The 21,048-nt window shown below is 62.9% G+C and carries 22 protein-coding genes and 1 pseudogene; 19 read left to right on the top strand and 4 right to left on the bottom strand.

The features are described 5' to 3' along the window. Positions 1 to 175: 175 nt before the first annotated feature. A complete protein-coding gene (locus BHK69_RS19000) occupies positions 176 to 436 on the bottom strand; it encodes a heavy-metal-associated domain-containing protein (protein ID WP_069691461.1) in 261 nt (86 codons plus the stop codon). Between the two features lie 319 nt (positions 437 to 755). Between BHK69_RS19000 and BHK69_RS18995 the strand changes: the two genes are divergently transcribed. From BHK69_RS18995 to BHK69_RS18980, 4 genes are all read left to right on the top strand, one after another. Then, positions 756 to 1,772, top strand: a complete 1,017-nt coding sequence (locus BHK69_RS18995; RefSeq protein ID WP_069691460.1) for a 2Fe-2S iron-sulfur cluster-binding protein — start codon at positions 756 to 758, stop codon at positions 1,770 to 1,772. Between the two features lie 94 nt (positions 1,773 to 1,866). After that, positions 1,867 to 4,392 (top strand): heavy metal translocating P-type ATPase, encoded by a 2,526-nt coding sequence (locus tag BHK69_RS18990; RefSeq protein ID WP_069691459.1) that lies wholly within the window; start codon positions 1,867 to 1,869, stop codon positions 4,390 to 4,392. Positions 4,393 to 4,422: 30 nt separating this feature from the next. Continuing rightward, positions 4,423 to 4,917: a Cu(I)-responsive transcriptional regulator gene (gene cueR, locus BHK69_RS18985; protein ID WP_069691458.1), complete on the top strand. Its 495-nt coding sequence runs from the start codon at positions 4,423 to 4,425 to the stop codon at positions 4,915 to 4,917. A gap of 12 nt (positions 4,918 to 4,929) precedes the next feature. Continuing rightward, positions 4,930 to 6,129: an aminotransferase class V-fold PLP-dependent enzyme gene (locus tag BHK69_RS18980; RefSeq protein WP_069691457.1), complete on the top strand. Its 1,200-nt coding sequence runs from the start codon at positions 4,930 to 4,932 to the stop codon at positions 6,127 to 6,129. A 108-nt stretch (positions 6,130 to 6,237) separates the two neighbouring features. Here the strand turns inward: BHK69_RS18980 and BHK69_RS18975 are convergent, their stop codons facing one another. Continuing rightward, entirely contained in the window at positions 6,238 to 6,774 is a 537-nt protein-coding gene (locus BHK69_RS18975; RefSeq protein WP_069691456.1) for a hypothetical protein, read from the bottom strand. A 311-nt stretch (positions 6,775 to 7,085) separates the two neighbouring features. On the opposite strand from BHK69_RS18975, the gene BHK69_RS18970 reads away from it, so the two are divergent. Beyond that, positions 7,086 to 7,655, top strand: a complete 570-nt coding sequence (locus BHK69_RS18970) for a TetR/AcrR family transcriptional regulator (RefSeq protein ID WP_069693794.1) — start codon at positions 7,086 to 7,088, stop codon at positions 7,653 to 7,655. Between the two features lie 270 nt (positions 7,656 to 7,925). On the opposite strand, the pseudogene BHK69_RS18965 reads toward BHK69_RS18970, so the two are convergent. Beyond that, a pseudogene (locus BHK69_RS18965) lies at positions 7,926 to 8,281 on the bottom strand (thiol-disulfide oxidoreductase DCC family protein). After that, positions 8,278 to 8,898, bottom strand: a complete 621-nt coding sequence (locus BHK69_RS18960) for a cytochrome b (RefSeq protein WP_069691455.1) — start codon at positions 8,896 to 8,898, stop codon at positions 8,278 to 8,280. Before BHK69_RS18960 ends, BHK69_RS18965 begins: the two are co-directional and overlap by 4 nt. Positions 8,899 to 9,294: 396 nt before the next feature. Here BHK69_RS18960 and BHK69_RS32220 point away from each other — a divergent pair, with 396 nt between their 5' ends. The 14 genes from BHK69_RS32220 to copM all read left to right on the top strand — a co-directional run bounded on the left by BHK69_RS32220 (position 9,295) and on the right by copM (position 20,760). Beyond that, positions 9,295 to 9,645 (top strand): hypothetical protein, encoded by a 351-nt coding sequence (locus BHK69_RS32220; RefSeq protein ID WP_148663500.1) that lies wholly within the window; start codon positions 9,295 to 9,297, stop codon positions 9,643 to 9,645. Between the two features lie 581 nt (positions 9,646 to 10,226). Further along, positions 10,227 to 10,991 (top strand): type IV toxin-antitoxin system AbiEi family antitoxin domain-containing protein, encoded by a 765-nt coding sequence (locus tag BHK69_RS18955; protein ID WP_069691454.1) that lies wholly within the window; start codon positions 10,227 to 10,229, stop codon positions 10,989 to 10,991. Then, complete coding sequence (locus BHK69_RS18950; protein WP_069691453.1) at positions 10,988 to 11,956, top strand: nucleotidyl transferase AbiEii/AbiGii toxin family protein; 969 nt, start codon at positions 10,988 to 10,990, stop codon at positions 11,954 to 11,956. The genes BHK69_RS18955 and BHK69_RS18950 overlap by 4 nt, the downstream gene beginning before the upstream one ends. A gap of 262 nt (positions 11,957 to 12,218) precedes the next feature. Continuing rightward, the gene (locus BHK69_RS18945; protein ID WP_425285578.1) at positions 12,219 to 12,977 is read left to right on the top strand and encodes a response regulator; all 759 of its coding nucleotides are present in this window, start codon (positions 12,219 to 12,221) and stop codon (positions 12,975 to 12,977) included. Beyond that, positions 12,974 to 14,314, top strand: a complete 1,341-nt coding sequence (locus BHK69_RS18940) for an ATP-binding protein (protein ID WP_069691452.1) — start codon at positions 12,974 to 12,976, stop codon at positions 14,312 to 14,314. The genes BHK69_RS18945 and BHK69_RS18940 overlap by 4 nt, the downstream gene beginning before the upstream one ends. A gap of 99 nt (positions 14,315 to 14,413) precedes the next feature. Beyond that, on the top strand, positions 14,414 to 14,716 hold the full coding sequence (locus tag BHK69_RS18935) for a hypothetical protein (RefSeq protein ID WP_069693792.1): 303 nt from the start codon (positions 14,414 to 14,416) through the stop codon (positions 14,714 to 14,716). A gap of 380 nt (positions 14,717 to 15,096) precedes the next feature. After that, positions 15,097 to 16,575: a TolC family protein gene (locus tag BHK69_RS18930; RefSeq protein WP_069691451.1), complete on the top strand. Its 1,479-nt coding sequence runs from the start codon at positions 15,097 to 15,099 to the stop codon at positions 16,573 to 16,575. 20 nt (positions 16,576 to 16,595) lie between these two features. Further along, complete coding sequence (locus BHK69_RS18925; RefSeq protein WP_069691450.1) at positions 16,596 to 18,029, top strand: multicopper oxidase family protein; 1,434 nt, start codon at positions 16,596 to 16,598, stop codon at positions 18,027 to 18,029. Positions 18,030 to 18,061: 32 nt separating this feature from the next. Then, positions 18,062 to 18,553 carry a cupredoxin domain-containing protein gene (locus tag BHK69_RS18920; RefSeq protein WP_199579271.1) on the top strand — a complete coding sequence of 164 codons (492 nt, stop codon included), beginning with the start codon at positions 18,062 to 18,064 and terminating at the stop codon, positions 18,551 to 18,553. Between the two features lie 35 nt (positions 18,554 to 18,588). Continuing rightward, on the top strand, positions 18,589 to 18,873 hold the full coding sequence (locus BHK69_RS18915; protein ID WP_069691448.1) for a copper-binding protein: 285 nt from the start codon (positions 18,589 to 18,591) through the stop codon (positions 18,871 to 18,873). Further along, positions 18,870 to 19,178 (top strand): hypothetical protein, encoded by a 309-nt coding sequence (locus BHK69_RS18910; RefSeq protein ID WP_069691447.1) that lies wholly within the window; start codon positions 18,870 to 18,872, stop codon positions 19,176 to 19,178. Before BHK69_RS18915 ends, BHK69_RS18910 begins: the two co-directional genes overlap by 4 nt. A gap of 34 nt (positions 19,179 to 19,212) precedes the next feature. After that, positions 19,213 to 19,665 carry a DUF411 domain-containing protein gene (locus tag BHK69_RS18905; RefSeq protein ID WP_199578948.1) on the top strand — a complete coding sequence of 151 codons (453 nt, stop codon included), beginning with the start codon at positions 19,213 to 19,215 and terminating at the stop codon, positions 19,663 to 19,665. A gap of 309 nt (positions 19,666 to 19,974) precedes the next feature. Beyond that, positions 19,975 to 20,307 carry a four-helix bundle copper-binding protein gene (locus BHK69_RS18900; protein WP_069691446.1) on the top strand — a complete coding sequence of 111 codons (333 nt, stop codon included), beginning with the start codon at positions 19,975 to 19,977 and terminating at the stop codon, positions 20,305 to 20,307. Positions 20,308 to 20,457: 150 nt separating this feature from the next. Further along, positions 20,458 to 20,760, top strand: a complete 303-nt coding sequence (gene copM, locus BHK69_RS18895) for a CopM family metallochaperone (protein ID WP_199578945.1) — start codon at positions 20,458 to 20,460, stop codon at positions 20,758 to 20,760. Positions 20,761 to 21,048: the final 288 nt, after the last annotated feature.

Here is a 21,048-nt window from a genome sequence, read left to right as displayed (position 1 = left end):
TTCTCTTCCCCTCTATTCAGGTAGGGCTTGTCGGGATCAGCCGTCTTCTGCAGCTTGGATGCCGATGCGAGCCGTTACCGCGCGGATCCGGGCCGCGCTCGCCGGAAGCGGACCCGCTCTCCCACCGCGGGCGCCATTGGCACCCTGGGGCGGGAGACGGGCGCACTTTTAGGCCTCAGCCATGCACAGGAGCTGCCTCCGGCGTGTAGCCAGCCAGCGAGATGATCTCCCGAACCTTCGCCAGATCCGCGCCCTCGACCGAGACCAGGCGAGCCTCGGGATTGGCGTTGACCTTGGCGCCGGGGATCGAGCTCTCGATGGCGCTCTTGATAGTACCCGCACAATGGCCGCAAGTCATGTCCTCGACGCGAACGGACACGCCCGAAACGGCGGTAGAAGCGGCTTCATGATCGTGGTTCTGATGGGCCTGGCACATGGGACGTTTCTCCTCATAAGGTGAATGCAAATCAGTTTCGGTCCTTGCCACTTGGCAAGGTCAAGCGGTTTTTTTCGCCGCCTCAACGTTGCGGCCGTGACCGGAAGTTGGGCTGGGCTGGACAGGGGGGCGTCTCCGCCTGACGGCATTGCGGACACAGCTGTACAAGCTGGAGTGAAGAGAGGGTCAGGAGGCAAATTCAAGGCCGAGGTCGAAACGTGCGTGTATCATGCCGACGCAATCGGTCTCTAACCCCCTTGACCTTCCCAGGATGGAAGGCCCCATCGACTCTGCCGTTCTTCATAAGCCGAGGTGGCAGATGACCGAGAGCTACAGCGTCCACATCGCGAATCTTGCGACCGACCTCACGGTCGCGGCGGATACGACCGTCCTCAAGGCGGCCCAGGCCGCCGGGCACCCCTATCCCTATGGCTGCCAGGTCGGGCGCTGCGGCGCCTGCAAATCGCGGCTGCTGGCGGGCGAGGTCGAGCTGCTGCCGCATACGCCCTTCGCCCTGACCGCGGCCGATCGCGAGCGCGGTTTCGTGCTCGCCTGCCGCGCGCAGCCGCGCAGCGATTGCAGCATAGCCTGGCTTGGCAGCGATACGGCCGGCCATCCCTTGCGCGAGGTTTCCGGCCGGGTCGTCTCCCTGCAGCGCCCTACGCCGGATGTCTCGTTACTGCAGATCACGCTGGAGGGCGAGCCGCTCGCCTTCTCCGCCGGCCAATTTGCCGAACTCAGCTTCGCCGGCTGCCCGCCGCGCAACTACTCGATGGCGAACGAGCCGGGCGAGCCGCTGCTCGAATTCCACATCAGGCATGTCGAGGGCGGGGCGACCAGCAGCCATGTTGCGGCCCGGCTGCGCGAAGGCGACGGCGTATTGCTGCGCGGGCCGATGGGCGACGCGCATCTGCGGGCGCGGCGGACCGGGCTAATCGTGGCGGTAGCCGGCGGCACCGGGCTCGCACCGATCCTGTCGATCCTCCACCGCGCCGCGCGCTTGCAATTGCAGCAGCCGATCCGGCTCTACAATGCGGCGCGCAGCGCCGAGAGTCTGTACCGGGAGAACGCGATCGCGGAACTCGCCAGCCGGCTGACCGATTTCGTCTACCAGCCCGTGCTGGGCGACGGGCTCGGCGCGCATCTCGAAGCGCTCGACGGGCTGCAGAATGCGACGGCCTATGTCGCCGGATCCCCGGGCCTGGTCGATTTCGCTGTCGCCGCGATGACGAGCCGAGGCCTCGATCCGGCGCATGCCTATGCCGATGCCTTCTTCACGGCTTCGGACCAGGCGGACGCGGATTTGTCCGGCGTTTCGGTGCCAGCGTCGTCGTGACACGGAAATCAAAAAAGCCCTTGACCTTACCATTACGGGAAGGATCATATCCGTTGCCATCACGGTTTGGAGAGACGTCATGTCAACTGCAACGATGGCAAAAAGCGCGGACATCCCCGCGGCCCATCTCGATATTCCTGTGGCCGGAATGACCTGTGCCTCCTGCGTTGGCCGTGTCGAGCGCGCGGTGGCTTCGGTAGAGGGCGTTAAATCGGTTGCAATTAACCTTGCGACCGAGCGGGCCCACGTCACCTTGTCTAACGCAAAGGTCGAGGTTGGCCCGATCGCCGAGGCGATCCGCAATGCGGGCTACGAACCGACCGAGAGCACGATCGAACTAAAAATTGCGGGCATGACCTGCGCGTCTTGTGTCGGGCGGGTCGAGAAGGCGCTGAGGGCTGTGCCGGGCGTCGTCGAGGCCAGCGTCAATCTGGCGACCGAGCGCGCATCGGTGCGCGTACTGGGCAGCGGTGATCTGAAGTCGTCCCTCATAGCAGCCGTCGTGGCAGTCGCGTACGGAGCGGAGTTGATTCAATTGGGGGCCGACACGAGCGATCGCGAGCAAAAGGCACGCGAAGAAGAGCAGGCGAAACTGAAGCGCGCGGTTGCGGTTGCCGCGATCGCCACTGTCCCGCTCCTTGTCTTCGAAATGGGCATGCATTTGTCCGAGCCGCTGCACCATTTCCTGGCCGGGCGGATCGGTGAGTTCAACATCAAGGTCATGTCCTTCTTGCTCGCCAGCTTCGTGCAATTCGGGCCGGGCCTGCGCTTTCTCCAGAAGGGCTGGCCGGCGCTGCTGCGCGGCGCGCCCGACATGAATTCACTGGTGATGCTCGGGACGAGCGCCGCTTACCTCTATTCGACGGTCGCGACCTTCGCGCCTGGATTGCTGCCGGACGGCACGGACTACACCTATTTCGAGGCTGGTGCGGTCATCGTCACGCTGATCCTGACCGGGCGCTGGTTCGAGGCGCGCGCCAAGGGCCAGACCAGCGAGGCCATTCGCCGCTTGATGTCGCTGCAGGCGAAATCCGCCCGCGTGCTGCGCGACGGCGCCGAGATCGATGTCGCGATCGAGACCGTGGTGCCCGGCGACATCATCATCGTGCGGCCCGGCGAGCGTATCCCGGTTGATGGCGAGGTCCTCGAAGGCCTCTCCTATGTCGATGAGGCGATGATCACCGGCGAGCCGATCCCGGCCCGCAAGGAGCCGGGCGCGACTGTCACCGGCGGTACCGTGAACGGCACTGGCGCGTTCCGCTTCACCGCGCGCAAGGTCGGTGCCGACACGCTGCTCGCCCAGATCGTGCGCACGGTCGAGGCCGCGCAGGGCTCGAAGCTGCCGATCCAGGCGCTCGTCGACAAGGTGACGATGTGGTTCGTGCCCGCCGTCATCGCATTGGCGCTGCTGACCTTCGCCGCCTGGCTGGTTTTCGGTCCAAGCCCGGCTTTCGCCTTCGCGCTGGTCAACGCGGTCGCGGTCCTGATCATCGCCTGCCCCTGCGCGATGGGGCTGGCGACGCCGACCTCGATCATGGTGGGCACCGGCAAGGGCGCCGAGCTCGGCATCCTGTTCCGCCAGGGTGAGGCGCTGCAATCGCTGAAGGACGCCAGGATCGTGGCGCTGGACAAGACCGGCACGCTGACGAAGGGGCGGCCCGAATTGACCGACCTTTCGGTCGCGCCGGGCTTCGCGGAGGACGAGGTGCTGCGTCTGGTCGCCTCGGTCGAGTCGCGCTCCGAGCATCCGGTCGCCGAGGCGATCGTCGCAGCGGCCCGTTTGCGCGGGTTTGCGCTGGCGGAGCCGGCGGAATTCGCCGCCGAGCCCGGCTTCGGCGTCAAGGCCAAGGTCGAGGGCCGGGCGATCGAGGTCGGTGCCGACCGCCTGATGCGCCGCCTGGGCCTGGATCTCGCAGCCTTCGCCGATCAGGCCGGGCAATTGGCCGCGGCCGGCAAGACGCCGCTCTATGCCGCCATCGACGGCAAGCTCGCGGCGATCATCGCCGTTGCCGATCCGATCAAGGAGACCACGCCCGCGGCCATCGCCGCGCTGCACGCGCTTGGCCTACGCGTCGTGATGATCACCGGTGACAACAAGGGCACGGCCAACGCCATCGCCGCGCAGCTCGGCATCGACGAGGTCGTGGCGGAGGTCTTGCCGACGGGCAAGTCCGAGGTTGTCAAGAACCTCCAGGCCGGCGGCGTCAAGGTCGCCTTCGTCGGCGACGGCATCAATGACGCGCCTGCCTTGGCCCAGGCCGATGTCGGCCTTGCCATCGGCACGGGCACCGACATCGCCATCGAGAGCGCCGATGTCGTTTTGATGTCGGGGGATCTCAACGGCGTCGCCAAGGCGATCGCGCTGTCGCAGGCAACCATCGCCAATATCCGCCAGAATCTGGCCTGGGCCTTCGGCTACAACATCGTGCTGATCCCGGTCGCCGCCGGCGCACTCTATCCGGCCTTCGGCATCCTGATGTCGCCGATGTTTGCAGGCCTCGCCATGGCTCTGTCGAGCGTCAGCGTGTTGACCAACGCGCTGCGGCTCAGGCGCTTCGGCGGGTCAGTCCCGAAGACTCAGGAACCGCCCTCGCAGCCGCGACTCGCCGCGGCCGAATGAACCGAAGCTCCGACTGCAAGGAGAAATTCCATGAACATCGGACAAGCCGCCACCACCTCGGGCGTGACCGCCAAGATGATCCGCTACTATGAGAGCATCGGGCTGATCCAGACGCCCGTCCGCACCGAGGCAGGTTATCGCGTCTACAGCGGCGACGACATTCACGCGCTGCGCTTCGTCAAGCGGGCGCGAAATCTGGGCTTCTCGATCGAGGAGGCGCGCGAGTTGCTGGCGCTCTGGCGCGACAAGAGCCGGGCCAGCGCCGACGTGAAGGCCTTCGCCATGAAGCATGTCCGCGATCTCGAGATGAAGATCGCCGAGCTTCAAGCGATGTCGCAGACGCTCCGGCATTTGGCCCAGACCTGTCATGGCGACCAGCGCCCGGATTGCCCGATTCTGGCCGACTTGGCCGACCCCGCCGTAGCGCTCGATCCGGCGGTCAAAAAAAGGGCCACTCGCAAGGAGCGGCATGATGCGGAATGCACCTGCGACGACGTGGAAGCATCAGCCGGTGCGCAGCACTGAAGCGACTGGCCGATGCCCGATACGCCAGTGAACCAGCCTCTCGACATCGACGCCTTGCGTGCCGATACGCCGGGCGCCGCCCACCGTGCTCACTTCAATAATGCAGGGGCTGCGCTGATGCCTTTGCCGGTCATTGCCGCAATGAAGCAGCATCTCGACCGCGAAGCGATGCTAGGCGGCTACGAGGCCGCGGAAGCCGAGGCCGACGCTATCTCGGCGGTTTACGGCTCTGTCGCTCGGCTGATCAATGCCGATACCAGCGAGATCGCCTTGACCGAGAACGCTACCGTCGCCTGGCAGATGGCATTCTATGCGCAGAGCTTCAGACCCGGTGACCGCATCCTGACGGCGCGGGCGGAATATGCGGCCAACTACGTAGCCTTCCTGCAAGTCGCGAGGCGTACCGGCGCGACGATCGAGGTCGTTCCGGATGACGAGACCGGAGCCTTGAATCCGGCGGCCCTCAACGCGATGATCGATGAGCGTGTCAAACTGATCGCCGTCACCTGGATCCCGACCAATGGCGGACTGATCAACCCCGCGGCCGCCATCGGCAAGATTGCTCGCCGGCACGGCATCACCTATCTCCTCGATGCTTGCCAGGCAGTGGGCCAGATCTCGATCGATGTCGCGGAGATTGGTTGCGATATGCTCACGGCGACCGGCCGCAAGTTCCTGCGCGGACCTCGCGGCACTGGCTTTCTTTATGTCCGGCACGGGCTCCTCGATCAGCTCGAACCGGCGATGATCGATCATTTCGGCGCGCCTTGGGTCGAACCCGATCGCTATGCGCTGCGGCCCGATGCGCGCCGCTTCGAGACCTGGGAGAAGAACTACGCTTCGAGGCTCGGGCTTGGAGCAGCTATCGATTATGCGCTCGCGCTCGGACTGGAGCGGGTCGAGGCTCGCTGCCGGCTGCTCGCCAACCGCATTCGAACCGAACTCGGCGCCATCCCACACTTGACGCTTCACGATCTCGGCCGGGATCGGGCGGCAATCGTGAGCTTTTCCATCGACGGCTACGCGGCCGAGGCCGTTCGAGCCGCGCTGGCGGCCAAAGGGATTAGCGTCAGCGTCTCCAAACCCAGCAGCACGCTCCTCGATGCAAGCTTTCGCGATCTTCCGGTCATCATCCGCGCCTCGCCGCACTACTATAACTCAGATGACGAGCTAGACCGGTTTTTTGACGCCATTCGCGAACTGGAACGATAGTCAGGATTTATAGCTGAAGACCGTGGGGCGGCTTCAGGATGGGGTTCCTCGAAGCGCTCGACGAGAACTCCCCCCATAAACGTGGGGCTAATCAGGGCCGCGCAGGCGTTACTGCGTCTCCGGCTGCGACACCGGACGCTGCTCGTACTGCTTTCGCCACCCGTGCCGGGTCATGCCCCGCGGCTTGTACAGCGACAGCGCCACGGGCACGAGCAACACCAGCAGGCCGCCAGCGGCGTGGATCACGAGAGATTTTCTCGCCCCGCTGAGATCGGCACTGGACAATATCGTCACTGCCGCAACGCCTGCTACGTAGCTGATTTGCTCCATCTGCAGCAGCAAGACGATAGTGACGATGACCGTGACTAGGAGTTTCACCAGAACCCAATAGTGCCGCAACAAGCCCCATGTGGTGCCCAGCGACTGGACAAGACCGGTGAGCAGCGAGGCGAAGATCAACGGGACAATGACAAATCTGGCAGTCAACTCCATCGCGAGATAGGCGGCACGCACCATCTGCGCATCTTCGCTGTTCAGGCCGGCGACGGCGAGAGCTAGGAAGCCTGCGACCGCGCCGAGCAAGCCGACCGAAAAAACGACGTGCGCCGTGAGTGCGAACTTGCGGAGGCCAGTTGCCATGATCATGGCCGTTGTACGCCGGGTTCAGCGACGCCGTGGGGTGATGATATGTGGCGACCAGGGCCGTGGCGACTGGGGCCGCCGCTGGCGAATATCAGGATGGCGACAAGCAGCAGCAGGACACCGCCGATAGTCCCGGACACCTTCACCCAGCGTGGTGCGCCGGGGTAACGAGGCGGGTCGGCCATGTGCATCTCCTCGATCGCGTGTGTTGCGAGGGTCCTGATGATGGCAATAATTTATCGAGACATAATGTCTATATCAAGTCACTCTGTCTCGCATCTCGACATCAACGTCAAGTGACGTATATTGGGGTGATGCCGAAGCTGTGGAACGAGACGATTGAGACGCACCGTCGCGCGGTGCGCGACGCGACCCTGGACATCACTGCAGCGCTGGTGACCGAGCGCGGACTGCGGTCTGTGACGATGTCGCAGATCGCAGAGAAGACCGGCATCGGACGTGCGACGCTGTACAAATACTTCTCAGATGTCGAAGCGATTCTAATCGCCTGGCACGAACGTCAGGTCACCGGCCATCTCAAACAGCTTGCCGCAATCCGCGACCAAGCTGGCGACGCTGTCGAGCGACTCGAAGCTGTGCTAATGGCCTACGCGCTCATTTCCCACGAGCACCACGGTACCGAACTCGCGGCAAGCCTGCATCGAGGCGAGCACGTCGCCCGCGCACAACAGCATCTCAGCGACTTTATCCGAGATCTGGTGTCAGAGGGCGCCGAGAAGGGCGATCTCCGGGATGATGTCGCGCCCGCCGAACTCGCAAGCTATTGCCTCCACGCCCTCACAGCAGCCAGCAGCCTGCCGTCCAAGGCCGCGATTCGCCGATTAGTCACAGTCACTCTGGCCGGGTTGCGCCCCACGCGCTGACTCGTTCTGATGCCGCTAGCTAGAGCCTGAAGCGCTCCTCCTTCACTCCGTGGGTCGTCTGGACCGCCGCGGGCGGCGTCGAGGGCGCGAGGCTTGTTCCTCGACGTCCCAGATCTCCGCGAGCGTCTTCTTCGTCCCACGGGCGCGCCGATTTCGACAGAGCGCCGAGCATGTCGGCGATCTTGCTGAATAAGCAGTGCTACTCCTTGGCCTGCGGAAGTTCCCCGCGACTGGTCAAATGCGACTCTACTGACTCTACGCTTTGCTGCATCACCAACGGCCGCGGCGCCGTTTCCAAACGTAGAGAAGATCGGCGAAGCGGTCATAAATGAAGCGTGTTACAGGTCGGACGGCCGGGTTGCCCGCCCATGCTGCAAGCCAGCCTTCACCCGGTGTTCGGCGCCAGACTTCAACGACGACATCAGCGCCGACGAGCAGTCGACCGTTATCGGTCGCATGAAGGCGCCGACCGTCGCGCCGCATTTCGCGTGTGTTTCCGGCTCCAGATTGATGTCATGAAATTCGATGACTCCGGCTTTCACTGTGTCGAGTAGCTTGTTCCGCTGACGGACAATTCCGACGTCGCAGACGGGACAGCGCGTGTTGTACCAAACCACGAGACTCATGGTCCGCCCTCCCCTACCCCGGGAGCGTCAGATCGCGGCTTCCTCTGTTCGAGGATATTTCGCTGCGCAATCTCTCGGCCAAACAGCATTCCCTGTAAGACTCCGTCCCGGAACACGAGGGCGTGCACGAGAACCGCGCCCACATGGACGACGACAAGACCAAGGAAGATCCATACGAGGCTGTAGTGAACCAAGGCGAAGCTGCGCGGCGAAATCGGCGGGTACCTAGGAGCGATCGGCATCGGAATTGAGCCAAAAAGAAGCACCGGACGCATCAAAGGGCTCGGCCTGTAAGCAAGCCAGCCCGTAACGGCCACGGTTAGAATAAGCAAATAAAGACAGGCGTGGACGACCGATCCGATCATCCTCACGGTGGGCGCCAACGGTCGGACAGGCGCGTTCTCGAAGGCACGCCATGAAATCCGAATGAGAACGATCGCTAGAATCGCCGATCCCAACGACATATGAACCGGGAGCCATCGCACCGTGGTCATTCCCGGCCCGCTAAGCACCGTGAAGGCGAGCGCGACCTGGATGACGGCGAGGCTCGCGGTCAGCCAATGAAGCAGTCGGACGACAAGGCTCCAACGGTATTTCACATCCAGGTTGTCATTCATAGGTATGGTTTGCCCTTCGGGGACGAGCCGGCCGCAAGGGCTAATGGCACTGGCGAGCTAACGGCTCTTCCCTACGGTGGCTGCCGCCAAATTCCAAAGGGGCGGGTTCGGTCTACAGAAACAGCGCCCTGTCCAATATGGCCTGTCGCCGCTCTTCGAGACCGATGGTAGTCGGGCCCCACCGATCGATGGATGTCTCCTCGCGTGTCTTTCCTGACACCTTGTATCTCTCGGGAGCGCTATTAGTTTTAAGGAGTTGCTCAGCGTGCCATCAAGCTCGTTGCTTTTCGACCGACCCTGAAGTCGCGATCCGCCTCCAGAATGGGCCATTGTTCCGAGCTGGTCATCCTTTCGCCAAGCCCACGACAGATGGGACGCCGATTATGGGAGGCAGCCATGAACTCTGCCCGATTTGCCGCCATACTAGTCGGTTGCTCACTCACTATCGCCACTTCGGTTGGACGAACTCAAGCACACCCGGCCGGCACTGCGCTAAGTGCCGGCGAGGTCGCGCTTGCGATCAAGGGCAAGATATGCACGACGAAGACTGGAGCAAAATTCTCATTCAGCATAGATGGGAAATATATTTATGATGGCTTGTGGCAGAGCAGCGGAAGCTACGCCATAGATAGGGATTCTATAACCGTAACATTTGCCAGCGGACTTAGGCGCGCCTTCACGATCTCGGTCAGAGAAGGCATTCTCTATATGGAGCAAACCGCAATATCGTGTGCGGAAGAAACCTGACCACAGCCGCTTCAGGTGCGCCGAAAGGCCTTTTGGACGATTATCGACCGATTATCATGACCTTCCGGCAGGATGGACCGGCGCTCCAAGATCTCCCGCCTTGGCAGTGGGACTGGACACCGCAACCAGCGATTCAGCACGGGGCGCTCGGAAACGTGGCGTTGGACGTCGGCGGGACTGATGCATCGAGCCCGCGCCGGATGACATCGCCGTTGATCTGAGGGCTGACCAAACGCTTTGGTCAGCCCTCGGTAGTGCGGTCCCGCCCGTGAACCTCAGGCGCGACGAAGTCCACAGCGATCGGCAGGTTGATGCCCTTTCCGCTTGCTGACGCGGGGGACGGGATCCCCAGCTCCCCGCCTAACCTCTAGCTGGTCGATTAATGTGTATCGCAATTCGGGCTTCCTAGGGCATTTTTCAAATACGTTTTAATCTCTGGCTTGCAACCAGGGAGATTAACTTGTATAAGATTTTGCATGCCATACGCCCCGAATGTAGATCGTTCTAATCTAAGGTCGCTGGGTCCGGACGAAGCTCGCCTCGTTCTGGAGCTTGCGTCGACACACGCGACGACCGCGACAATGCGCCTGGCTCAGCGCATCCTGGGCAGTGAAGCTCAGGCTCGCAACGTCGTTCGCCGCCTCTTGGCAAAGGGTTGGCTTCAACGTGCTTCGAGCGGTCACTATGTCTTTCTTCCTCCCGACTGGGGCGCCGAAAAGGTCGAGGACTTCGATATCTTCGTCTTGGCATCCGCTTCGGTCGACAACGGCTACGTCGGTTGGTGGGCTGCTGCGAGCCGGCACGGATTCACAACCCAGGTGCCCAACGCCATCCATGTTGCTACCGATCGCCAAGTCCCGAGCCGCGAGATCCAGGGCAACCCCGTTCGCTACGTGAAGCTGTCTCCGCGCAAGTTCTTCGGATGGCAGGACATGGCGGCATCGGCCCGCACCTTTCGAGTGTCCACACCGGAGAAAACGGTGGTCGACTGCGTCGACCGACCGGATCTATGCGGCGGTCCGACCGAGCTCGCCCGTATCGTGGCGAGAGCGTCTGAAAGCCTGTCGGACGAAACCCTTGTCGAGCTAGCACTCCGTCTCGGCTCGGTCTCCGCTTGCCAGCGCCTGGGTTATCTTCTGGACCTGACGGCTCCGAACTACCTTTCGAATTCGCAGCGAGCAAAGCTACGCGAGCTCATTCCTTCCTCGGCGCGATCGATATTCGGGCGCGCCCAGCGGGACGCGGGGGACGTTGGCTATGTCTCGGATTGGGGCCTTCTGGTCAACGCTGCGGAATCCGACCTCCTGTCCGAAGTCGGGGCCTATGGCAGGGGGCCCGGTCGATGAGCTTCTTCGCCGCCACGACGCCTGTCCTTCTCAACAAGACAGCCGGACTATTCGGCTCGAAGCGTATCGACTATGTCGAAATCGACATCCTGCTGACCCATCTCCTCCAACGAATGCATGAGACGGGACTCATGGACCACCTCGTCTTCAAGGGTGGCACCATGTTGCGCAAGATGGTGTTCGGCGCAGGCGGCCGCTTATCGACAGACCTCGACTTCGTGGTCCGATCCATCGATGGCATGCCGCCTGACGACCTTGCTCTTGCGATCGCGACCGTCTTCCAAGAGCCCTATCGCGACATCCGGTTCAACTTCAACCTCGACAAGGATTTGGGCACGAGCGAGGGATCCTGCCGCGCCAATCCACGCTGCATGACCAACTTCACGCCCAACGGCCAAGTCATAAAGATCGAGGTCAGCTACCGAGCCGATCCGGTGCTGGCCCCTGTGATGCTGTCCCAGCTGCACCAGCCCTACTTCCCGAACATTGACTTCGAGCCTGCAGTTGTTCCTTGCCTCCAGCTGGAAGAGGCGATCGGTGAAAAGGTGCGCGCGGCGTTTCAACGGCCAAAGATCCGCGATCTGCATGATCTTCAGCAGCTGAGACGCAATGGGTTCGATCCCGATCTGGTGCGGCGTCTGGCTATCCTGAAGATATGGGAGTCACCGGAAGGCGCCAGCTTCGAGCCGTTCTCATTTGAGGCCTTCGTGCGCCGAATGGCAACCCGCGTGCAGAATCGTGCCTATGAAGAAGGTGACCTTCAAGGGCTTCTCAGGCAAAATCAGCGGGTCGATCTATCGACTATGGTCCGCGAGGTAGCGGAAAGTTACGGCTTCCTTGCCAATCTGACTGGCGACGAAAAGAAGCTAACGGCGGACAAATACAGCCAGGAGCGGGCGCTTGCGGAGGCATATCGCGAGGCCATCCGTGCCGATGCCGATCCGTCCTCTAATCCAAAGCCCTGACTGAAAGTGTTCCTCGGAAGCGCTTTGCCGGTAGCTTTTGTCTTGGCACTGATGCCGGTGCCAGGACTCGATAGGCCATCTATCGACCGCGTGGGCCTGAACGGCGCGCCCCGTGACGAGCCGAACGTGCTTTGATCGGTGTCCGGAGCTAGCGGCGTCAGTTGAAACAATTCGTAACAGTGCGGCGATCCCGGTTTCGCTAGATTGGAAACGGCTGGAGGTGGTCCAGCACCGCACGATCTCGAAAGCAGCTCCGACCTTGATCGAACGCATCATCGCTAATCCAAGCGAGCAGCCCGCCGAGCCCCGGGAGTCGCATGTCCTCGTCGTAGACGACGACCCCCAGATCAGGATGCTGGTTGCCCGCCTCCTGCGGGCGAGCGGCTATCGCGTTACCGGCGCCGGAAACGGCGATCAGATGAGGCAGGTGCTAGCCTCGACCTCGATCGACTTGATCGTGCTCGATGTCATGCTGCCTGGGGCGTCCGGCTTCGATTTATGTCGCGAGCTTCGGAAGGATTCTCTCGTCCCTATCATCATGCTCACTGCCCGCGGTGAGGAAGGCGACCGCATCGCAGGCCTCGATATCGGTGCCGACGACTATCTCTCCAAGCCGTTCAGTCCGCGCGAGCTCGTCGCGAGAATTAACGCCATCATGCGGCGCATGCGCGTGAACGGCGCCACGAACAGTCTGACGCCGGCGCGGGGGTACCTGTTTGCGGGCTGGACGCTCGACGTCGTCAGGCGCGAGCTGATCGATCCCCGCGGCGCCGTCGTCGATCTCAGCACGGGTGAGTTCGACATGCTGAGGGCTCTGGTGGAGGCGCCAGGGAAGATACTCAGCCGCGACCACCTGCTCGACCTCGCCAAGAACCGCGTCGCGACGGGGTTCGATCGGGTCGTCGACGTGCAGATCAGCCGCCTGCGACGCAAGATCGAGGTCGATCCCGAGGGTGCGCCGATGATCAAGACTATCCGCGGGACGGGCTACATGTTCATGCCGGGCGTCGAGCGGCAATGAAGCACTTCTGGCCCGACACGATCCAGTCCCGCACCATCATCGTGCTGCTGATCGGGCTCGGCGTCTTTCATGTTCTCAGCCTGTGGACCTATCAGGTCGGGCTGCGTTCGGAGATCGACCTGACCAACGAGAACCGGCTCGCGGAGCGGCTCGTTTCGATCAAGCGCGCCATTCTTGCCCTTCCCGTCGATGAGCGCGATGGGATCGCACATTCTCTATCTGGCGGCCCCATCGAGGTTCACTGGAGCGTGGTGGGTCTAACGGCCACCAACGCAGCCGACGATCCGGAGCTTGCTGCCCTGCGCAGTCGTCTGGTGGAGATGGCGCCCGAACTCGTCGGTCAGAGGCTCATCGTCGCGGCACCTCGCGCCGTAGGCGGCCATGGCGTCGATCCACACCAGATCCAGGTGTCGATCAGGGCGACAGATGGCGGCTGGGTCAACTTTAGCGTCACACGGCTCAGCGGCCCGCACGGCACGAGCCACGGCGTCTTCTTTTCAACGACACTGATGGCGCTTGGCGTGGTCCTTGTCTCCGTCCTGATGGTGCGCTGGCTCACGCGCCCCTTGCGCATCTTCGGCGACGCCGCCCGGCAGACCTTCGTTGGCAACCAAGCCGCCGAGGTTCGCGTCGAGGGCCCCAAGGAGGTGCGCGACCTGGCGGAGGCGTTCAACGACATGCAGCGCCGCATCAAGCGTCTGATCGACGACAGAACGCAGACGCTTGCCGCCGTCTCGCACGACCTCAAGACGCCGCTGACTCGTTTACGGCTGCGCGCTGCGGAGCTTGACGGCCACGCGTCGGTCCCTGAGATCGAAGCCGACCTCGACGAGATGGAGGCGATGCTCGATGCGAGCCTGATGTTCTTGCGCGGCGAGCAGGTCAGCGAACCCGTTCGGGATTTCGACCTTTCCGCCCTTCTGGAGACGATCAAGGACGACTTCGTCGACGCCGGTCGCGCCGTGGCGCTCGTTGCACCCCCGCGCCTGCGCGTCAGCGGCCGACACCTGTCCCTGAAACGGGCTTTCACCAACTTGATCTGGAACGCGGTGCGGTACGGCAAGCAAGCTCATATCACGCTCGACCTCAAGGATCGTGACGTCTTGGTGGTGATCGACGACGACGGCCCCGGAATTCCGCAGGATCAACTTGAGGCGGTCTTCGCCCCATTCACGCGCATCGAGACCTCCCGCAGCCGCGAAACAGGCGGGGTTGGCCTAGGCCTGACGATCGCCAGAACGGTTCTGCGTGGCCACGGCGGCGATGTTGAGCTTCACAATCGACGTCCTCGTGGCCTGAGGGCCGCCGTCCGACTACCGGTTGGCATCGACTCCTGACCGATGGCGCGGTCAGGCCCCATCAACGCCCGAGCGGCGCGGCGCGGCAATCTCTCGGTCGCCTTGGCGCTCGCGACTTGGGTCTCTGCCTCCGGCGCGATGTCACAAACCGTCGCCATCGTCGGTACGGGCACGGCGTCATGCTCGCAGTTCAAGATGAGCATAGCCGACAGGCCCCTTGAAGAGCGCGAATATTTCGCGTGGGGGCAAGGCTACATGAGCGGCATCCTGCTGACCGCGCCTGCCGGTGTCGACGATGGCCTCTCACTCACGCCCGAGAGCTTTCCGATTTCCGCGCAGATCGCGTTCGTCCGGGCATTCTGCGATAAGTTTCCAGCCGCTACCTACAGCGACGGCATCGAGACGCTCTATCGCGCGCTCGGCGGCAAGGCAGTCAAATAGCCTCTGCCCCGCGCTCTGCGAGTCGTTGAAACACGATGTAACACACAGTTCCGGCCGCATCGGGTAGCTTCATGTCAGCCCGATTCACGAGCGGAAACGACCGTCGCCGATGCCATTCTTGCCTGCCGTTCCCCAATCCCGAGGTCGATGCTTCATCGTGCGCGTTCGGCCGCTGGCCGCGCTTGTCGCTGCCGGAACCCTGCTGGGCGCCTGCGCCGCGCTTCCGGTGATCGCGACGGGTCCAAGCCCGGCCGACGCCTCGGTACGCGTTCCTGCTCTCACCTACCGGCCTGTGACGGGAGGTGTGAAAACCTTCCGCCCGGTCGAGCCCAAAGGCTGGGAAGAGCTGAACCGTCAAGTCACGCCGAAGGGGAACTGACGTGACCGCTTCCATCAGACTCCAGCGTATCCGACACGCCCTCTCGCTCATCGCCCTGACCGCTGCCCTTGGCGGCTGCGCGTCCTTCTCGCCCGATGGCGGCGTCGGCACGGCACAGTTCCTGGCCCTGTCGGAGCTCGACAAGGATGCCGTCAAGATCAGCAACGAGGCCGACGCCATCTCCGCGCAGGCCCGTGTCGAAAAGCTTCTGAAGGGCGCGGTCTCGGCCGATGCGGCCGTGCAGATCGCCCTGCTGAACAATCGCGGCCTGCAGGCATCGTATAACGACCTCGGCCTCGCCGAGGCCCAGATGGTGGCGGCGAGCCTGCCGCCCAATCCGCGCTTCGCGGTCTCGCGTCTGACCGGGCGGCTGGAGACGGAGATCGAGCGCACTGTTGTGGCCAGCCTGTTCGCGCTCGCGACCCTGCCGGCGCGACGCGAGATCGCCGCCGATACCTTCCGAAATGCGCAGCTCAAGGCGGCCGACGCCACATTCAAGCTCGCAGCCGACACGCGCCGCCAGTTCTATCGCGCCGTGGCCGCCAACCAGCAGGTCGGCTATCTACAGCAGGCAGTTGCGACCTCGGAGGCAACCTCGGAACTGATCAAGCGGCTGGGGGAATCCGGCGGCATGAACAAGCTCGAACAGGCGCGCGAGCACGCTCTCTATGCCGAGACCACAGCGCAGCTTGCCAAGGCCAAGCTGCAGCAGAAGGTCGAGCGTGAGCGGTTGATCCGTCTGCTCGGGCTCTGGGGCAGAGACACGGCGCTGCGACTTCCTGCGAGCCTGCCGCCCCTGCCCGCTCGCCTGCAGTCTGCAAAGGAGGTCGAGGCGCAGGCTCTGAAGAAGCGGCTCGACCTCCAGATCGCGCGCGGCGATCTCGACATCCTCGCTAAGAGGCTGGGCCTCACCCAGGCGACGCGCTTCGTCAACGATGTCGACTTGCTCGGACGTCGTACGGCGGACCGCAAAAATACCTTCACCGTCGATGGCGATGGCGCCGTCCAGGTCGATCGCGAGAAGCGTAACCTGAAGACACTCGAACTCGAATTCGAGATCCCACTGTTCGATTTCGGCCAATCCAAGGTCGCAGCAGCCGAACAAACCTATCTCGCCAGCGCCAATCGCCTAGCTGAAAAGGCCGTGAACATCCGCTCCGAGGCGCGCGAGGCCTATACCGGTTATCGCGGCACCTGGGACATCGCCAGACACTATCAGAACCAGGTGCTGCCGCTGCGCAAGGTGATCCAGGACGAGTCCCTGCTGCAGTACAGCGGCATGCTGATCGACGTGACGACGCTGATCGTCGATGCGCGGGCGCGGATTCTCAGCAACGCCCAGGCGGTCGAAGCGCGGCGCGATTTCTGGATCGCGTCCGTCGACTTGAAACATGTCGTCATCGGCGGCGGCGGCAGCGGTGGAGGCTCCCCCGGAAGCGCGGTTGCCGCCGCCTCCGATGGCGGCGCCCCGGCCCATTAATGATCTGACAGGAGAGAGCCATGACGCTATCACGCAGAGGCTTCGTCGGAGCATCGGGCTTCGTCGTCGCGGCCGGCGGCCTCGTCAGCGGCCGCGCACAGGCGGCCAGCATCCCGGAAGCGGCCTCGACCAAAAGCCCGGAAACGCAAGCGCCGAAGGCGCCGACGACAGGCCCGGACTACCAACCCGTCGTGACATTGAACGGCTGGTCCCTGCCCTGGCGGATGAACGGCAACTGGAAGGAGTTCCATCTCGTCGCCGAGCCGGTGATCCGCGAGATCGCGCCGGGCATGAAGGCGCATCTCTGGGGCTATAACGGCCAGTCGCCGGGGCCGACCATCGAGGCGGTCGAGGGCGACAACGTCCGCATTTTCGTCACGAACAAGCTGCCCGAGAACACCGCCGTGCATTGGCACGGCCAGCGCCTTCCCAACGGCATGGACGGCGTCGGCGGTCTGACCCAGCCGCACATCCCGCCCGGGAAGACCTTCGTCTACGAGTTCCAGATGCGCCGCTCCGGCACCTTCATGTACCACCCCCACTCCGACGAGATGGTGCAGATGGCGATGGGCATGATGGGCTTCCTCGTCGTCCATCCGAAGGATCCCGCCTTCCGTCGCGTGGATCGCGACTTCGTCTTCCTGCTCAACGCCTTCGACATCGAGGCCGGCTCTTACGTGCCCAAGGTCAATACGATGCTCGATTTCAACCTCTGGACCTGGAACAGCCGCGCCTTCCCCGGAATCGACCCCTTCGTCGTCGCCAAGAACGACAAGGTCAGGATCCGCTTCGGCAACCTGACCATGACCAACCATCCGATCCACATGCACGGCTACGAATTCAAGGTCTCGGGCACCGATGGCGGCTGGGTCGATCCGGCGGCGGCGTGGCCCGAGGTCTCGATCGACTGCGCGGTCGGGCAGATGCGAGCCTTCGACTTCGTCGCCGACGAGCCGGGCGACTGGGCGATCCACTGCCACAAATCGCACCACACGATGAACGCCATGGGCCATTCGGTGAAGACCTATATCGGCGTGAACAAGAAGGACCTGGCCAAGCGCATCGCGAAGATCGCTCCCGGCTACATGCCGATGGGTTCCAACGGCATGGGCGAGATGGGGTCGATGGAGATGCAGGGGCCCGCAAACACGCTTCCGATGATGACCGGCTATGCCCAGTTCGGTCCCGTCGAGATGGGAGGCATGTTCTCGGTGGTGAAGGTCCGCGAGGGGCTGGCTGCCAACGACTACAAGGACCCCGGCTGGTTCAAGAACCCGGAAGGCACTGTCGCCTTCGAATACAAGGGCCAGAAACTGGCGGAGGCGCCGCGCACGAGCGGTCCCGACAGCGGCCTCGATTCTGTCGATTGGCAGGTCAAGGATCCGCGCAAGCCTGCGCTTGCCGCCGACGGCACACCCATACCCGCCAAGGCGGGGGGCCATTCCAATCACTGAACTCTCTCTTTCAAAATGAGGAACCTAAGATGATGCGGATAAGACTGATTAGCCTAAGCGCGATCGCTGCTCTGGCGCTCTCGACGGGCATTGGCCTGGCTGGGCCCGGCGGTGCTGGGCACAGCCATGGAGCAGCCGAGGAAACCGCTTACGGCAAGCCAGGCGACGCCAAGAAGCCGGCGCGGCTTGTGCAGGTGACGATGAGCGAGAGGGACGGCAAGATGGCCTTCATCCCGGACCGGATTGAGGTCCGCCGTGGGGAGCAGATCAAGCTGGTCATGCGCAACAATGGCGAGCTCGATCACGAACTCGTGCTGGCGACGCTTGAGGAAAACCTCAAGCACGCGATCGAGATGCAGAAGAACCCCGACATGGAGCATGACGACCCGAACGCCAAGCGCCTTATGCCGAAGAAGACCGGCGAGATCGTCTGGCAGTTCACCAAGGTCGGGGAATTCGACTTCTCCTGCCTCATCCCGGGCCATCGCGAAGCCGGCATGACCGGCAAGATCATCGTCAAGTGACGCTGCTCGCCTTCAGATCATCAAGGAGATCCACCATGCGTACCATTTTCTCCGCATTCGCCCTGACCGCGCTACTCGCCAGTCCGGTTCTGGCCCAGGACGCCCCTCTGGTCAGCGCCACCGTCAAGAAGATCGATGTCGAGCAGGGCAAGATCACGCTCGACCATGGCCCGATCAAGAACCTCGACATGGACGGCATGACGATGGTGTTCAAGGCGGCCGACCCGGCCATGCTCAAGACCATCAAGGCTGGCGACAAGGTCAAGTTCACGGCAGAGCGCGTCAACGGCCAGATCACGGTGACGAAGATCCAGAAGTGATAGATACCCGCCTGCTTGGCGGCCGGGATCGCAGGAGGCCTGCCGTCAAGCTCGCCGCCTGCATCCTGGCTGGTGCGGCATCGTTCGCCTTTGCCGCTCAGGCGAAGGCGAACGACGGAAACTTTCAGTCGGTGCTGGTCGAAGCAGGCTGCCCAACGGCCACGATAGACAAACTTTCGGATCGCGACGGCACGGCCACATACCGCGCGAATTGCTTCTCGACCTCTCATAAAGTGATCATCGTGACATGCGTCAGAGGCGTCTGCGCCGCTCGGAACAAGTTCGACCATGGGGATCGCGGTTGAGCCCCCGAAGCATAAGCAATTCGAGGAGAGACACATGCTGACGCGCCGCCATGTCGGCATCGGCCTGCTTGCTCTTGCATCTCCTATCGGCGACGTGATCGCCCGACAGCCAGACGCCGTCGTGACCACCTACCGGAGTCCGACTTGCGGCTGCTGCAAGGCTTGGGTCAGTCATCTCGAAAAGGCGGGCTTCGCAACGAAGATCATCGAGTTGGATGATCTCGCGCAGGCGAAGCGTCGGGCTGGCGTACCGACAGCATACGAAGCCTGCCATACGGCGCTCGTCGACGGGTATTTCATCGAAGGTCATGTGCCGGCTGCCGACATAACACGGTTGCTAGCCGAGAAGCCGAGAGCCCGCGGCCTTGCCGTGCCAGGCATGCCAGTCGGCTCACCGGGGATGGAGGTCGGCGGCGCTACGGCGGAGGCGTTCCAGACCATGCTCATCGCGGTGGACGGTTCGGCAAGCGTCTTCGCCAGCCACTGAAGTCACGCCTTGTCGCCGTCGACGAGGATCGTCCAGCAATGGTCAATCGTTTTTATGGCCGCCCGCTAGGACCGCAGTCGATCTGCTTGTCGATTCAGCAGATTTCCTCGAGGCTGACGTCGTGATCAACCCGACCTCGAAAAAGTGCGCAATCGCAGGTCTTTGAGCTCGCCCGCCCGCCAGAGTGCGACCGCCTTCCTGCTGCAACGGACACGAGTGTTACAAACTGTAACAGACCGGAACACGACGCCTTCGCGATGCGTCTCTTCTGGACGGAACAACGCCGTCCAGAAGACCGGAGTCCGAACCATGCACCACACCGATCCGCACATGCAGGCCTGCATCGACACCTGCCTGAGTTGCTACCAGACGTGCCTCGGCATGAGCACCGGGCACTGCCTCGAAGTCGGCGGCGAGCATGCCACGCCCGATCACATCAAGCTCATGCTTGCCTGTTCCGAAACATGCCGCGCCACCGCGCATGTCATGATCATCGGCTCGCGTCATCACAAGCACCTTTGCGCCGAGTGCGCCGACATCTGCGCCGACTGCGCGAGCGAATGTGAGCGCATCGGAGACATGGACGCATGCGTCCAGGCCTGTCGCGCCTGCGCCGAAAGGTGCCGGCAGATGGCGGCGTAGTCGACGCGTCCGCCCCAGAGAACGCGCCGTCCCACTGAACCCTCAGTCAAATCAAGGAATAGCACCATGCTCCGAATGACACTGATCTCACTCTCCTCGGCTCTCGCCGTCACCGCCGCGATCGCGCAGCAGCCTGCTACCAAGCCGGTCATGGACCCCGCCATGCATATGAAAATGATGCAGCCGGCGGCATCTGATTCCGCCTCCACCAAGGGCTACAAGGAATCGATGATGGGGATGATGCAGGCGATGCCGATGACGTTCACCGGCGACGCCGACATCGACTTCATGATGCAGATGAAGGGGCACCATCAAGGCGCGATTGCTATGGCGAAGGTCGAATTGGCCAACGGCAAGGATCCTCAAGCCAAGAAGCTGGCAACCGAGATCGTCGCGGCTCAGGAGAAGGAAATCGCGGTGATCGACACATGGTTGAAGTCGAAGGGGAAGTGACCCCGCGACCGAGGTCACCGTCAACGCGATAGATCCGCCGTTTAGACCGGCAGGATGTCTCACTTGAGGCTTCCTGCCGGTCGTGCGCTTGAATGGGCGTTTATCGGTTGCGTCCTTCGCCGACCTGCCGGTCAGAAAGGACACAAGGCCATGACCAAACTGGCTCTCCTGGCTGCAGCGCTACTGCCATCTTGTCTGGGAGATAGCGCAACTGCCACTTTATACAATCTGGTCCACCGGAACCCTGCGTGAGCAAGGGATGCGATCGCCCACTGCACCGCCGGGCTA

The sequence above is a fragment of the Bosea vaviloviae genome (genome assembly GCF_001741865.1).
Lineage (GTDB): Bacteria > Pseudomonadota > Alphaproteobacteria > Rhizobiales > Beijerinckiaceae > Allobosea > Allobosea vaviloviae.
The sequence above is the reverse complement of the archived record's forward strand: the minus strand, read 5'-3'. Positions and strand labels throughout refer to the sequence as shown.